The sequence below is a fragment of the Catenulispora sp. GP43 genome (assembly GCF_041260665.1).
In the GTDB taxonomy this organism is placed as follows: Bacteria; Actinomycetota; Actinomycetes; order Streptomycetales; family Catenulisporaceae; genus Catenulispora.
Map to the genome: position 1 here is coordinate 1 of NZ_JBGCCT010000017.1, position 14,496 is coordinate 14,496.

Genomic DNA, 14,496 nt, shown 5'->3' on the forward strand with positions numbered 1-14,496 from the left:
CCTGGGACACGACACCGACCCTAACCGACCACCCCGAACCACAGACGAAAACCACAGACCAACACCATGATCAAACTAAGCTACGTGGCATTGCCTCCGGCGGCGCCTGCGCGGCGAGCGGCCTCGGCTCGGAGGGTGCACAAGACCCCGCGCTGGTGACGGTCCGAATGTTGGTCGCCTCTGTCCCGGATCCCTCGTGGCTGTCGTCGCCGTAAACGGAATCATTCCGGACTGGCGGTATCAAGTCGGATCGCTGTTGCTGTGGTTGATTTTCGTCCGACTTGACACCGCCAGTCCGGAATGATTGGCAGAGCCCGCCGACAGCGACGAGGGATCCGGGACAACCCCACCCGTGGGAAGGGTCCCCGCACTACCAGCTCGCCAGTCGCCACCGCAGCGTGTGCGTCCCGGAGTGGACCCCGTCCACACCACAGGCCGGGGTTGTCCCGGATTCCCCGTCGCTTCGGCGGTGCTTGCACAACCATCCCGGACTGGCGGTGTCCAGCCGCACGGAACCGCACCACAGCAGCGTGTGATCCGGCTTGACACCGCAGCGGAGGCGCCTTTAAGCCCTTGACCTTGCTTGTCGCTCTTGACCTTGACTTTCGCTCGTGTCCACCCGAACCACCGGCCGCCAGTGCGTGGCGAGCATCCAACTCAACACCTTGAGCTTTGCCGCGCATTCGAGGAAGGGCCCGCTCCCCTTCTCGGGAATCGCGATGCGCGTGGTGCGCGGCACGGGGAACCGCTTCCTCCGCCTCTATCGCCGGGCCCTTCCTTCGCCACCCATTCCACGGCCGACGCCCCACGAGCCCCAGGGCCCAAAGTCCCGGCCCGAACAGTGCCTTCGACTCTGAGGACGACAGCGCCCCGTCCTAGATCGTGGATCAGCCGGGCAACAGCCCGGACACCTATCCCACCAAGGCGGTCGTCATGAGCAACGACACCCACACCGATCCGGGGCGCACAGCGTCTCCCAGCCCATCGCAGCCCGATACCGATACCGATACCACTACCGCGACAGAGCCGCACCGATTCGGCCTGCCGACCGCGACCGCGCTGGTGGTCGGCACGGTCATCGGCACCGGGGTCTTCGCACTTCCCTCGGCCCTGGCGCCGTACGGGCCGATCAGCCTCGTGGCCTTCGTCCTGGTGACGGTCGGCGCACTGGCACTGGCCCTCACGCTGGGCAAGCTGTCCAAGCGGGTCCCCGGATCCGGCGGTCCCTACGTCTACGCCCGGGACGCGTTCGGTGACTTCGGCGGCTTCCTGAACGCCTGGTCCTACTGGATCACCGCGTGGGCCGGCAACGCCGCGATCGTGGTGGCCTGGGTCGGCTACGTCGAGGTGTTCTGGAACAGCGGGCACGCCAAGTCCTGGTCGATCGTCATCGCGATGATCGGGCTGTGGATCCCGGCGCTGGTCAACCTGTCCGGTGTGCGGAACTTCGCCGCCGCCCAGGTGGTCACCACCGTGGTGAAGTTCATCCCGCTGCTGTTCATGGCCACGGTCGGCCTGCTGTTCATCAAGGCCCACAATTTCGGTGCCTTCAACGCCTCCGGAACCTCCGTCGGCAGCGCCGTCTCCGCCGCCGCGGCGATCGCGCTGTTCAGTTACCTCGGCATCGAGACCGCCTCGGTCGCGGCCGGGCGGGTCCGGAACCCGAAGCGCAACGTCGCCCGGGCCACGGTTCTGGGCACGATCGGCTGCGCGGTCGTCTACATCCTGGGCACCGTCACGGTGTTCGGCACGGTCTCCAACGCCGCGCTGCGCACGTCCGCGGCGCCGTTCACCGATTCGGCGAACGCCATCTTCGGCGGGCATTGGGCCGGCAACGCTGTCGCGATCGCCGCGATCATCTCCGGCATCGGCGCGCTGGTCGGCTGGACCCTGATCGTCGCGGAGATGCCGCAGGCCGCCGCCCGCGACCGGCTGTTCCCGGCCCGGTTCGCCGTCGAGAGCCGCCGGGGCACCCCGGCGTTCGGCATCATCGTCTCCACGATCCTGGCCTCGGTCCTGACCGTCGTCAGCTACACCCGCTTCGACAAGGTCTTCGTCACGATCGTGCTGCTGACGGTGGTCACCGCCGTCATCCCGTACATCTTCAGCGCCGCCGCCCAGCTGTACTGGCTGCTCACCCGAGGCAAGGCGACCGACTGGCCGCACCTGGTCCGCGACTCGGCCGTCTCGGCGATCGCCCTGGTCTTCTCCTTCTGGTCGCTGGCCGGAAGCGGCTATCAGGCCGTGTACTTCGGGGTGTTCTGCCTGTTCCTCGGCATCCCGGTCTACGTCTGGATGAAGATCGGACGCCGCGAGTACGGCGAGAGCGTCGTCATCCCCGCCGAGCTGACGCGGGCGGGTGAGTGAGGACCATGACCCGCGCCCTCGGTGTCGCCTCGGAAGTCGGACAACTCCGCCAGGCGATCGTTCACCGGCCCGGTCTGGAGCTGACCCGGCTGACCCCCGACAACTGCGACGAGCTGCTGTTCGACGACGTGCTGTGGGCTGACAAGGCCCGCGAGGAACACGACGTGTTCGCCCAGCTGCTGCGCGATCACGGGGTGCGCGTCCACCACTTCGCCGACCTGCTCGGCGAGACGCTGCGCGCGCCGGAGGCCAGAGCCTTCGTCCTGGACCGGATCGTCACCGACCACCGCGTCGGCCCGACCCTGGCGCCGGCGCTGCGCGCGCTGGCCGAGGACGCCGAACCCGACGCGCTGGCCGAACTGCTCATCGGCGGCGTCACCAAGAACGACCTGTCTCCGCTGCGGTCCCGGAGCCTGCGCTGGCAGAGTCTGGACGCCGACGACTTCGTGCTGCCCCCGCTGCCGAACACGTTGTTCCAGCGCGACAACTCGGCCTGGATCCACTCCGGGGTCAGCATCAACCCGATGGCCATGCCGGCCCGGCAGCGCGAATCGATCCACAGCCGCGCGGTCTACCGCTTCCACCCGATGTTCGCCGACGCCGGGTTCCCGGTGTTCTACGGCGGGGACGACGCCGACCACCAGCCGGCGACCCTGGAAGGCGGCGACATCCACGTCCTGGGACGCGGCGTCGTCCTGATCGGCATGGGCGAGCGCTCCACGCCGATGGGCGTGGAGATCCTGGCCCGCGAACTGTTCCGGCACCACGCCGCGAGGCAGGTCATCGCCGTCCAGCTGCCCAAGTCGCACGCGCTGATGCACCTGGACACGGTCTTGACCATGATCGACGTCGACACGTTCGTCCGCTACCCCTACCTCGACCCCGCCTCGCTGCGCCCCTGGGTGATCACCCCGGCCGACCCGGAGGAGATCGTCGATCACGACGCCGCCGGGCTGCACATCGAGCACCGCGACGATCTGTTCGCGACCATCGCCGAAGCCCTGGGCCTGGACAAGATCCGGGTCCTGTCCGCCGACGAGGACCTGCGCGCCGCCCAGCGCGAGCAATGGGACGACGCGAACAACTTCCTCACCGTCGCGCCCGGCGTCGTCGTCGGCTACGAGCGCAACACGGTCACCAACACCATGCTGCGCGACAACGGCATCACCGTGCTGCCGATCCCCGGCAGCGAACTCGGACGCGGCCGGGGCGGAGCCCGCTGCATGACCTGCCCGATCCAGCGCGACGGCATCTGAGGCGGTCCGAACCGCCACCGCCGACACCGGCGCGATTCGACCACCGACGACCAACCCCAAACAAAGGACTGAGAATCATGACCGACAACCGGCACCCCGGATCGCTCCTCAAGGAGATCGACCTCACCAAGGAGCAGTTCCTCGGCCTGCTGGACCTGGCCCGCGACCTGAAGCAGGCGAAGGCCGCCGGCACCGAGACCCAGCCGCTGGCCGGGAAGAACATCGCGCTGGTCTTCGAGAAGGCCTCCACCCGCACCCGCTGTGCGTTCGAGGTCGCCGCCCACGACGAGGGCGCGCACGTCGCCTACCTCGGCCCGGAGGGCTCGCACATCGGCCGCGACGAGTCCATCAAGGACACCGCGCGCGTCCTGGGCCGGATGTTCGACGGCATCGAGTTCCGCGGCTTCGCGCAGGACACCGTCGAGCAGTTGGCCGACTACGCCGGGGTCCCGGTGTGGAACGGGCTGACCGACCAGTGGCACCCGACGCAGATGCTCGCCGACATCCTGACCATGACCGAACACTGCGACGCCCCGCTGGAGGCCATCACCTACTGCTTCCTGGGCGACGGACGCAACAACGTCGCCCGCTCGCTGCTGGTCACCGGGGCGCTGCTGGGCATGGACGTGCGGATCGCGGCCCCTCGCGAGCTGTGGCCGCCGCAGGACGTGGTCGCGATCGCCCGGGCACTGGCCGACGTCAGCGGCGCGCGGATCGACGTCACCGACTCCGCCGAGCAGGCCGTGCGGGGCGCCGACTTCCTCTACACCGACGTGTGGGTCAGCATGGGCGAATCCGACGACCAGTGGGCGGCGCGCGTCCCGCTGCTGCTGCCCTACCGCGTCACCGAGCAGCTGATCGCGGCCACCGGCAAGCCGGCGACCAAGTTCCTGCACTGCCTGCCGGCGGTCCACGACACGAACAGCGACCTCGGCCGGCGCCTGCATGAGAAGTTCGGCCTGGTCGGCGCCGAGGTCGCCGACGACGTCTTCGAGTCCGAGCGCTCCGTGGTCTTCGACCAGGCCGAGAACCGCATGCACACGATCAAGGCGGTCCTGCGGTCCGCCTTCGGAGGCTGAGATGCGCATCATGGTCGCCCTCGGCGGCAACGCGCTGCTGGAGCGCGGCGAGAAGCCCGACGCCGAGATCCAGCGCGAACACGTCCGCCGCGCAGCCGCCGCCCTGGCCCCGCTGGCCCGGGACCACCAGCTGATCATCTGTCACGGCAACGGACCGCAGGTCGGGGTGCTGGCCGTCGAGAGCGAAGCCGATCCGAACCTGAGCCGCCCCTACCCGCTGGACCTCCTCGTCGCCCAGACCCAGGGCATGATCGGCTACTGGCTGGTCCAGGAGCTCCAGGACGCGGGCGTCGAGCAGCCGGCCGTCGCCGTCCTCACCCGGGTCGTCGTCGACCGCGGCGACCCGGCCTTCGCCCGGCCGACCAAGTTCATCGGCTCCGGCTACCGCCGGGACCAGGCCGAGCGCCTGGCGGCCGAGCGGGGCTGGAGCGTCGCCGCCGACGGCGAGCGCTGGCGCCGCGTCGTGCCCTCCCCCAGGCCGCTGCGGATCCCGGAGCTGGCCTCGATCACCGGCCTGCTGGAGGCTGGGACGATCGTCGTGTGCGGCGGAGGGGGCGGGATCCCGGTCGCCGAGGACGCCTCCGGCGGCCTGGTCGGCGTCGAAGCCGTCGTCGACAAGGACCTGACCGCCGCGCACCTGGCCGTGGAGCTCGACGCCGACCGGCTGCTGGTGCTCACCGACGTGAGCGCGGTGATGCGCGACTTCGGGACCCCGCAAGCCGCGCCGATCAGCACCCTGGCCCTGGAAGACCTGCCGGATCTGCACCTGCCGGCCGGCTCGATGGGGCCCAAGGTCCAGGCGTGCGGGGCCTTCACCACGGCCACCGGCCGACCGTCGGCGATCGGGGCGCTGACCGAGGCGGCCGCGATCCTCGACGGATCCGCGGGCACCACGATCAGGGCGCACGGACCGACACCGATAGAGCAGTTCGGCCCTGTCGCGGCCGGATCGCGCCTGGTGGTCTAGACACATGTCCGCCGAACTCCATGTTCCCCAGGCCCCGCGCGACCCGTTCGGCGAACCAGCTGTCGCCGCGCCGGGCCGGCCGGACCCGCTCGGTGAGGTCATCGACGTGTCCCAGGCGTGCGCGCTGCCCGTCGACGACGTGCTGCGCGGGCTCGCGACGACCGGCGACGGCCTGTCGTCGGCACAGGCGGCGCGACGGCTGGCGCGGTTCGGCAGCAACGCCGTGTCCTCACACCGCGCACGGTTCGCCCTCGTGCTGTGGCACCAGCTGCGCTCGCCGCTGCTCGGGCTGCTGCTCGCCGCCGCGACCGCGTCGTACTTCGTCGGCGAGCGCACCGACGCCCTGATCATCGGTGTGATCGTGGCGCTGTCGGTCGGCCTGGGCTTCGTCAACGAGTACCGGGCCGAGAAGGCCGCCGAAGCGCTGCACTCGCAGATCCACCACCGGGCGCTCGTGCTGCGGGACGGGCACCCGGTGGCCGTGGACGTCACCGATCTCGTGCCCGGAGACGTCGTCGACCTCGAACTCGGCGACATCGTCCCGGCCGACCTGCGGCTGATCCACTGCTCGGGCCTGGAGTGCGACGAGTCGACCCTGACGGGCGAGTCGCTGCCCGTGGACAAGAGCACCCCGCCGGTCCCCTCCGGTACACCGTTGGCGGAGCTGGCCGACTGCGCCCTCATGGGGACCGTGGTCCACGCCGGAAGCGGACGTGGCGTGATCGTGGCGACCGGTACGAGCACCCAGTTCGGGCGGATCGCGGCGGGCCTGGGCACCCACCAGACGGAGACCGAGTTCCAGGTCGGTCTGCGCAAGTTCTCGATGTTGCTGGTGTACGTCGCCGGCACGCTGACCACCGGGATCTTTGTCGTCAACGTGGCCCTGCACAAACCGATCATCGACGCGCTGCTGTTCTCGCTGGCGATCGCCGTCGGCATCACGCCGCAGCTGTTGCCAGCCGTGGTCTCCACCAGCCTGGCCGCCGGATCGCACCGGCTGGCCAAGCGCAAGGTACTGGTCAAGCGCCTGGTCTGCATCGAAGACCTCGGCGACGTCGACACGCTGTTCACCGACAAGACCGGCACCCTGACCGAGGGCCGGATCAGCTTCCTGCGCGCGGTGCCCGCCGACGGCTCCACCGCGCAGGAGACCCTACGCTGGAGCCTGCTGTGCACCGAGGTCACCGCCGAGGCCGGACGCGCCGAAGGCGGCAACCCGCTGGACGCGGCGCTGTGGCGGTCCGAGGCCGCGGCGGCCCTGGAGCCCGCGCTGGCCGACTTCGCCACGGTGTCGCTCCTGCCCTTCGACCACGAGCGGCGCATGGTGTCCGTCCTGGTCCGCGGGACGGATCGCAGCAAGACCCTGATCACCAAGGGGGCGCCCGAGACGGTCCTGGACCGGTGCGTGGACGTTCCCGCCTCGGCCCGGGCCACGCTGGACGCCGAGTTCGCCGCCGGGAACCGCGTCGTCGCCGTCGCCGTCAGGCCGGCGCCGGACCTGGAAACCGTCAGCGCGACCGATGAACAGGGACTGCGGCTCGCCGGCCTGCTGGTGTTCCTGGACGCCCCGAAGGCCGACGCCGCCGCGGCGCTGAAGCGGCTGGCCGGGCTCGGCGTCGCCGTGAAGATCGTCACCGGCGACAACCCCGTCGTGGCGGCGAAGGTCTGCGCGGATCTGGGCCTGCCCGCCGGCGGGGCCCTCACCGGAGCGGACCTGGACGCGCTGAACGACACCCAGCTCGCCGCCGCCATCGCCGAGACCACCGTCTTCGCCCGCGTCAGCCCCGAAGACAAGGCGCGCATCGTCCGCGTCCAGCGGCTCAGCGGCCGGGACGTCGCCTTCCTCGGCGACGGGGTCAACGACGCCCTCGCGCTGCACGCCGCCGACGTCGGGATCTCGGTGGACTCCGCGACCGACGTCGCCAAGGACGCGGCGGACGTCATCCTGTTGGAGAAGGACCTCGACGTGCTCGCCGACGGCGTCGCCGAAGGCCGGCGCATCTTCGCCAACACCATCAAGTACGTGCTCATGGGAACGTCGAGCAACTTCGGGAACATGTTCAGCGCCGCAGGCGCCTCGCTGTTCCTGAAGTTCCTGCCGATGCTGCCCTCCCAGATCCTTCTCAACAACCTGCTGTACGACACCAGCCAACTGGCCATCCCGACCGACCACGTCGACGAGGAGCAACTGCGCCGCCCCTCGCACTGGGACATCCGGTTCATCCGCCGATTCATGATCTACTTCGGGCCGATCAGCTCCGTGTTCGACTTCCTGACGTTCGGCGTGATGCTGTGGGTCTTCCATTCCGGCCCGGCCCAGTTCCGCTCCGGCTGGTTCGTGGAGTCCCTGGCCACCCAGACCCTGGTCATCTTCGCCATCCGCACCCGGCGGATCCCGTTCTTCCGCAGCCGTCCCAGCCTGCCGCTGACCCTGTCCGCACTCGCCGTGGTCGCCGTGGGCGCGCTGCTGCCGGCCATGCCCTTCGCCCACACGCTGGGCTTCCAACCACTGCCCGCGGGTTTCTTCGCCGCCCTGGTCGGCATGGTCGTGGGCTACCTCGGCCTGATCGAGATCGGCAAGTACATCTTCTACCGCACCGCCGCGCTCGACCGGACGCCGCCGCACGTCGTGCCTCCGGCAGCCCGGCGCCTGCGCCGCCTGCGCCGTCGTGCCGCGCGGTTCAGCACCGCGAATCCCGAACCAGACACCCTGCCCTAGGCCATCCCAGGAGGCTTCCATGCCCACCACACCCCGGCTCCGAACCGCAATGAGCCCCGACATCTCAACAGTCCTGGAACGACAGACTGTCGGGACGTTCCCGACCCACGACGCGGCCGAGCACGCCGTCGACCACCTGGCCACCCACGGCTTCCCGGTCGAGCGCACCGCCATCATCGGCACCGATCTGCGCATGGTCGAGGCGGTCCTCGGCCGGGTTACGCGGGCCCGCGCGACGCTCGCCGGCGCGGGCAGCGGCGCGTGGTTCGGGCTGTTCGTCGGCATCCTGCTGTCGCTGTTCACCGCGAGGCACTCGGCCGTGTTCTCCCTCATCGGCGGGGGCCTGCTCTACGGTGCCGTCTTCGGCGCGGTCTGGGGCTTCATCGCGCACGCCACCGTCAGCGGCGGCCACGAGTTCCTCGCCCGCAGCACGGTCGTCGCCGCACGCTACGACGTGGTCGCCGACACCGAGGTCGCCGATGACGCCAAGAACCTGCTGATCAAACTCGCCTGGCGCGAGCAGCCCTGATGACGCGGAGGCGCCGATCCGGTTCGGCGGCCGCCGGCATCGGCGCGGCCGCCCGGCATCAGAGGCGAAAGTCCCGGACCCACCCGGGCACTTCAGAGTCCGCAAGCCGGGCCGTGGGCCCCTGACCGGCAAGCCGGCATCGCAGGAGGCTGAGCACACCGGCCCCGCGAGGGGGCCGCATCGAAGCTGGAGGACTCCATGAGCGCACCGGTGGTCGTCGCCTACGACCAGACCCCGCACAGCAAGCGCGCCCTGGCCGAAGCCGCCCGGGAAGCCGCCTCACGCGGCACCGACCTGCGCATCGTCCACGCCTACACCACCGACGAGCGCCTCCCCATGGGCCCGTTCACCACGGTGGTCCCGACGCCGGGCTTCGAGCAGACCAGCCGCCACGACGCCGAGGAGATCCTCGAAGAGGTCGCGGCACAGACCAAGGACGAGTACCCCGCGCTGGCGATCGAGACCCGCGCGGTGCCCGGCGACGCCCCCCGCGCGATCCTCGCCGAGGCCTCCACGGCCGCCCTGCTCGTCGTCGGCAGCCGGGGCCGCGGCGGCTTCTCCGGTCTGCTGCTCGGCTCGACCTCCCAGCGGGTGCTGGCCGACGCCCCCTGCCCGGTCATCGTCACCCACGACACCTCCTTCGAGTCCAAGGGCCAGATCATGGTCGGCCTCGACCACGACGAGCCCGGCGCGGAGGTCCTGGAGTTCGCCTTCGACACCGCCGCCCGGCGCGGCACCGGCCTGATCGCGGCCAACGTCTGGAGCGAGCCGTGGACCATGTCCCACTCCGCCCGGCTCGGCGACGAAGACGGCGTCGCCTACGAGCAGGCGCACACCGACCGGCTGACGGAGCTGCTGGACCCGTGGCAGCGCAAGCACCCCGACGTCGCCGTCGTCACCCGCGTCTACACCGCGGTCAGCTCCGGCGCGGCCGGCGGCTGCCTGGTCGAGGCGTCGAAGACGGTCGACCTGCTGATCGTCGGCATGCGCTCGGAAACCGGCCACCGCCACGCCAACCGGCTCGGGCCGGTCACCCACACCGCGCTGCATCACGCGTTCTGCCCGATCGCCGTCGTCCCGTCTTCGGGCGCGTCCTGACCTCGGACAGAGCCCCCGCGCCGGAGCCGATCGTGCTCCGCGCGGGGGCTCCGCCGTCCGGTGTGGGTTCAGCTCGACACCCGCCCACGATCGACCGTCAGCACCGCATCGAGCACACCGACCACCTCAGGACGGTGCGTGATCCATACGACGGTGCGGTCCGCGGTGGCGGCGAGGAGGTCGGCGCTGACGGCCGCGGCGGTCGCCGGATCCAGATGCGCGGTCGGCTCGTCGAGAATCAGGACGGGTGTATCAGCCAGCAGCGTCCGGGCCAGCGCCAGGCGCTGGCGTTCTCCACCGGATACCGCGTCCCCCAGAACGCCGACTGCGGTGTCCAGGCCGTTCGGCAGGCTCGCGACCCAGTCGGCCAGGCCCGCCGTGCGCAGCACGGACCACAGCCGCTCCTCGTCCGCGCCGGGGCAGCCGACGCGGAGGTTCTCCCGCAGCGTCGTGTCGAAGAGGTGGGCGTCCTGGCCGCACCAGCCGATCAGGGAGCGCAGACGCGGTTCGGGAACCCGGCGCAGGTCGATGCCGTCGATGGTGACCGTTCCGGCGGTCGGGTCCACGAAGCGGAGCAGCGCGGCCGCCAGCGTCGACTTGCCGGACCCGCTGGGGCCGGTGACCGCCACCCGCTGACCGGCGTGCACCTCGAGGTCGACGCCGTGCAGCACCGGAAGACCGCTGCCGGGCCAGCCGATGTCGGCGTTCCGGATGGCGAGCACCGAGTCCGGAGTCCACGCGACCTCCGCTTCGTCCGCCTGTGCGGGATCAGGGGTCAGCGGCGAGGAGTCCGCGACCTCCAGAACGCGTCGCACCGCCGAGCGGACCCGGGGAATCGCGCGGGCCGTCTCCGGCAGGGTGGAGATCGCCTCGAACAGCGCCAGCGGCGTGAGCACCAGCACGGCCAGCATCACGCCGTCCATCCGTCCGGCCCGCACCGCGCTCAGCCCCAGCCACGCCATCGCCACCGTGGTGAGCCCGCCGAACAGCGCCGTCAGCGCGCTTCCGACCCCCACCGCGCGCGCCCCGCGGCGCTCGGCGCGCAGCAGCCGCCGCTCCGCCTCGCCGACCGCGCCGAGCCGGCCGGCGGCGGCACCGCAGGCCACGAGCTCGGGCATGCCCTCGTAGAGGTCGACGATCGCCGACGTCAGCACGGCCCGCTCGGCTCCGAGCCGGCCCTCAGCGCGCCGCGCGATCAGATGGCTGATCCACGGGGCGAGGGCGCCCGCACCGAGAACGCCGAGCGCCAGCACCGCGCCGGCCGGCGGCAGCACCGCCGTCACGAACCCCACGGCGGCCCCGCAGACCGTCACCGCGACCGCGACCGGCAGCAGGATCCGGAGGATCAGGTCCTGGACCGCGTCGACGTCGGCGACCAGCCGGCTGAGCAGATCGCCCCGGTCGCGCTCGGGCAGCCCGGCCGACGCGATCCGTTCCAGGCCCCGGTACACGCGGACCCGCAGCTCGGCGAGCATACGCAGCGCGACGTCGTGGCCGGCGAGGCGTTCGCCGTAGCGGGCGACGGCCCGGCCCAGCCCGAAGGCCTGCACGGCGGCGATGCCGACCTCCAGGCTCAGGATCGGCGGCCGCAGCGCGGCCTTGCTGATCAGCCAGCCGGAGGTGGCAGCCAGCCCGACGGCGCAGGCGGCGGCGACGAAACCGAGCAGCAGAGCCCGCGACAAGCCTGCGCGATGCTGCCTGACCACGCCGACGGTGAACTGGGCGACGGTCATGCCGAGGCTCCTATCAGCAGCTGTCGGGGTTCCCCGATCGTGAGCACGCTGTCGCACAGTCGCTCCACGGCGGCGCGGTGGGTGACCAGCACACAGGTCCGGCCGGAAAGCACTGTCGCCAGCACGTCCAGCACGTCCTGTTCGGTGTCCCCGTCCAGCCCCTCGGTGGGCTCGTCCAACAGGACGATCGGGGCGTCGCGCAGCAGGGCCCGGGCGATCGCCAGGCGCCGTACCTGGCCGCCGGACAACGCGGTCCCCCGGACGCCGACCTGCCGGTCCAGCGCGATGTCGAGCCGTGCCCGTTCGGCGGCGGCGGCGACTTCGGCGTCCGAGGCGCCGGGCCGGCCGAGCCGGATGTTCTCGGCGACGGTCCCGGCCGTCAGGAAGGGCTTCTGCGGTACCCAGGCGATGCGCGAGCGCCACGCTTGCAGATCGAGGTCTGCCAGGTCGCGGCCGTCGACGAGGACGCGGCCGGACTCCGACGCGGCCAGCCCGAGGATCAGGTGCAGCAGGGTGGATTTGCCGGCGCCGCTCGGGCCGGCCAGACCGGTGAGGCGGCCGGGTGCGAATTCGGCGTCGAAGTCCTCGAACACGGCAGCGCCGCGGTCACCGCGCCGCACGGTCACGTGGTCCATCCGGATCCCGGGTGCGTATCCGCCGGGGATCCGGATGGTCCCGGCGTCGGGCACCGGTTCGGCCAGACGCGTGAAGACCTGGTCCGTCGCGGCCAGGCCCTCGGCGGCGTCGTGATAGCGAGCGCCGAGGCGCCTGAGCGGCAGGTAGACCTCGGGGGCGAGGATCAGGGCCAGCAATCCGTCTCGGAGTGCGAGGTCGCCGCCGACCAGCCGGAGTCCGATGGCGACCGCGACGAGGGCCACCGACAGCGTCGCGAGCAGTTCCAGGACGAGTGCTGAGAGGAACGCCCAGCGCAGCGTGGTCATCGTCGTGCGTCGTTGAGCATCGGCGGCACGGCGGATGACGTCGGACTGGGCCCGGCTGCGGCCGAACGCCTTGAGGGTCGGCAGCCCGCTGAGCACTTCCAGGAAGTGCCCGGACAGCCGGTTCAGCGCCGTCCGCTGCCGGTCCATCGCGGCCTTGCTCGCCAGGCCGACCAGGATCATGAAGACCGGCACCAGGGGCACGGTGAGCGCGACGATGATCCCTGACAGCCGGTCGGCGGCGAGGATCCGGATCGCGATGACGAGCGGGACGACGGCGGCGAGCACCACCTGGGGCAGGTAGCGGGCGAAATAGCCGTCGAGGGCGTCCAGGCCGCGGGTGGCCAGCAGGGCCGACTCGCCGTGCCTGGCGGCCGCGTCCGGCCGGCGGGCGCCGAGCGCGACATCGTGGGCGAGCAGGGCCTGGCGCAGGTGGGACTTCACGGCTGCCGAGGTCGCGGTCGCCGCCGCGTCGCCGGCCCAGGCCAGGACGCTGCGGCCGATCACGCACGCGGTGACGACCGCCAGCGCCGGAAGGGCGCGCGCCGGGGTGAGACCGTGCAGGAACCCGTCGGCGACGACACCGGCCAGGGCTCCGGCGCCCACCACGAGCAGGATCGCGTCAGCCAGGCCGAAGGCCACGCACAGCAGCAGGTAGGCGCGGGCGACCCGTGCCTGCGCGAACAGGCGCGGGTCGACAGGCTTCACGACGCCCCGCCGAGCGCATCGCCGAGCGCATCGCCGACCGCCTCGCCGGGCGCCCCGCCGAGCGCTTCGGACACGGCGCCCGAACCGGCGGCCTGCGCGCTGTCCTTCGGGATGTTCGCCACGCCGATCCGGCGGCGGAACACCCAGTAGGTCCAGCCCTGATACAGCAGCACCAGCGGCGTGAACAGCACGGCGACCACGCTCATGATCTGCAGGGTGTAGTGCGAGGAGGAGGCATTGTGGATGGTGAGGTTGTTCGCGGCAGCCGTCGTGGAGGGCATGACGTTCGGGTACAGCGTCACGAACAGGGCCACCGTCGTCGCCCCGATCGCCACCGCCGTCCCGGCGAACGCCCAGCCCTCCCGGCCGCGAGCGTTCGCCACAACGGTTCCGACCAGGCCCGCGGCGGCGACCGCCGCGATCACCATCGCGGCGGGCTTGCCCTGGTGGATCTCGGTCCACAGCAGGAATCCGCCGGCCGCGAGGATGGCTGCCGGTGCGATGCGGGCCGCGGTGCGGGCGGCTCGCTGCCGGATCTCGCCGGTCGTCTTGAGCGCCAGGAACACCGCGCCGTGCAGGAGGAACACCGACAGGGTCGTCAGTCCGCCGAGCAGGGCATACGGGTTGAGCAGTGCCCAGAAGCCACCGGTGTAGTGCTGGTTGGCGTCGATCGCCACGCCGCGGACAATGTTCCCGAACGCGACGCCCCACAGCACGGCGGGTACGGCGCTGCCGGCGATGATGCACCAGTCCCACCGGGATCGCCACGCCGCCTCCGGACGCTTGCCGCGGTACTCGAAGGCGACCGCGCGGATGATGAGCGCGACCAGGATCAGCAGCAGCGGCAGGTAGAAGCCGCTGAACAGCGTGGCGTACCACATCGGGAAGGCGGCGAAGGTGGCACCGCCGGCGACCAGCAGCCACACCTCGTTGCCGTCCCAGACCGGGCCGACGGTGTTGATCAGGACCCTGTGTTCGGTGTCGTCGCGGCCCAGGACCGGCAGCAGCATGCCGACGCCGAAGTCGAACCCCTCCAGGACGAAGTAGCCGCACCACAGCACGGCGATCAGGACGAACCACAGTTCGTTGAGAGACATCTGCG

General features: G+C 71.3%; 10 protein-coding genes. 7 read left to right on the forward strand and 3 right to left on the reverse strand.

The features are described from left to right. The first annotated feature begins 933 nt into the window (after positions 1-933). The 7 genes from ABH926_RS30035 (at position 934) to ABH926_RS30065 (ending at position 10,015) form a co-directional block, all read left to right on the forward strand. The gene (locus ABH926_RS30035; protein WP_370369230.1) at positions 934-2,367 is read left to right on the forward strand and encodes an amino acid permease; all 1,434 of its coding nucleotides are present in this window, start codon (positions 934-936) and stop codon (positions 2,365-2,367) included. A 5-nt stretch (positions 2,368-2,372) separates the two neighbouring features. Next, positions 2,373-3,623: an arginine deiminase gene (locus ABH926_RS30040; protein ID WP_370369231.1), complete on the forward strand. Its 1,251-nt coding sequence runs from the start codon at positions 2,373-2,375 to the stop codon at positions 3,621-3,623. A gap of 77 nt (positions 3,624-3,700) precedes the next feature. Next, positions 3,701-4,702 (forward strand): ornithine carbamoyltransferase, encoded by a 1,002-nt coding sequence (argF, locus tag ABH926_RS30045; protein WP_370369232.1) that lies wholly within the window; start codon positions 3,701-3,703, stop codon positions 4,700-4,702. 1 nt (position 4,703) lies between these two features. After that, positions 4,704-5,669 carry a carbamate kinase gene (locus tag ABH926_RS30050; RefSeq protein WP_370369233.1) on the forward strand — a complete coding sequence of 322 codons (966 nt, stop codon included), beginning with the start codon at positions 4,704-4,706 and terminating at the stop codon, positions 5,667-5,669. Positions 5,670-5,673: 4 nt separating this feature from the next. Continuing rightward, entirely contained in the window at positions 5,674-8,388 is a 2,715-nt protein-coding gene (gene mgtA / locus ABH926_RS30055; protein ID WP_370369234.1) for a magnesium-translocating P-type ATPase, read from the forward strand. Positions 8,389-8,407: 19 nt separating this feature from the next. Further along, positions 8,408-8,917, forward strand: a complete 510-nt coding sequence (locus ABH926_RS30060; RefSeq protein WP_370369235.1) for a general stress protein — start codon at positions 8,408-8,410, stop codon at positions 8,915-8,917. Positions 8,918-9,115: 198 nt separating this feature from the next. Then, positions 9,116-10,015 (forward strand): universal stress protein, encoded by a 900-nt coding sequence (locus ABH926_RS30065; protein WP_370369236.1) that lies wholly within the window; start codon positions 9,116-9,118, stop codon positions 10,013-10,015. A gap of 68 nt (positions 10,016-10,083) precedes the next feature. On the opposite strand, the gene cydC is transcribed toward ABH926_RS30065, so the two are convergent. Genes cydC through cydB form a run of 3 tightly spaced genes read right to left on the reverse strand, consistent with a single transcriptional unit; the run spans position 10,084 to position 14,491 of the window. Next, complete coding sequence (gene cydC, locus ABH926_RS30070; protein WP_370369237.1) at positions 10,084-11,748, reverse strand: thiol reductant ABC exporter subunit CydC; 1,665 nt, start codon at positions 11,746-11,748, stop codon at positions 10,084-10,086. Then, positions 11,745-13,394, reverse strand: coding sequence for a thiol reductant ABC exporter subunit CydD (gene cydD / locus ABH926_RS30075; RefSeq protein WP_370369239.1), 1,650 nt, complete (start codon positions 13,392-13,394; stop codon positions 11,745-11,747). Before cydD ends, cydC begins: the two co-directional genes overlap by 4 nt. Beyond that, entirely contained in the window at positions 13,391-14,491 is a 1,101-nt protein-coding gene (cydB, locus tag ABH926_RS30080; protein ID WP_370369240.1) for a cytochrome d ubiquinol oxidase subunit II, read from the reverse strand. Before cydB ends, cydD begins: the two co-directional genes overlap by 4 nt. Between the last annotated feature and the right edge of the window lie 5 nt (positions 14,492-14,496).

Excerpts from the sequence above, each read along its gene's own strand:
- ABH926_RS30065 (WP_370369236.1), top strand. The coding sequence starts at position 9,116 with ATGAGCGCACCGGTGGTCGTCGCCTACGACCAGACCCCGCACAGCAAG.
- argF (WP_370369232.1), top strand. The coding sequence starts at position 3,701 with ATGACCGACAACCGGCACCCCGGATCGCTCCTCAAGGAGATCGACCTC.
- mgtA (WP_370369234.1), top strand. The coding sequence starts at position 5,674 with ATGTCCGCCGAACTCCATGTTCCCCAGGCCCCGCGCGACCCGTTCGGC.
- ABH926_RS30060 (WP_370369235.1), top strand. The coding sequence starts at position 8,408 with ATGCCCACCACACCCCGGCTCCGAACCGCAATGAGCCCCGACATCTCA.
- cydC (WP_370369237.1), bottom strand. The coding sequence starts at position 11,748 with ATGACCGTCGCCCAGTTCACCGTCGGCGTGGTCAGGCAGCATCGCGCA.
- cydB (WP_370369240.1), bottom strand. The coding sequence starts at position 14,491 with ATGTCTCTCAACGAACTGTGGTTCGTCCTGATCGCCGTGCTGTGGTGC.
- ABH926_RS30035 (WP_370369230.1), top strand. The coding sequence starts at position 934 with ATGAGCAACGACACCCACACCGATCCGGGGCGCACAGCGTCTCCCAGC.
- ABH926_RS30050 (WP_370369233.1), top strand. The coding sequence starts at position 4,704 with ATGCGCATCATGGTCGCCCTCGGCGGCAACGCGCTGCTGGAGCGCGGC.
- ABH926_RS30040 (WP_370369231.1), top strand. The coding sequence starts at position 2,373 with ATGACCCGCGCCCTCGGTGTCGCCTCGGAAGTCGGACAACTCCGCCAG.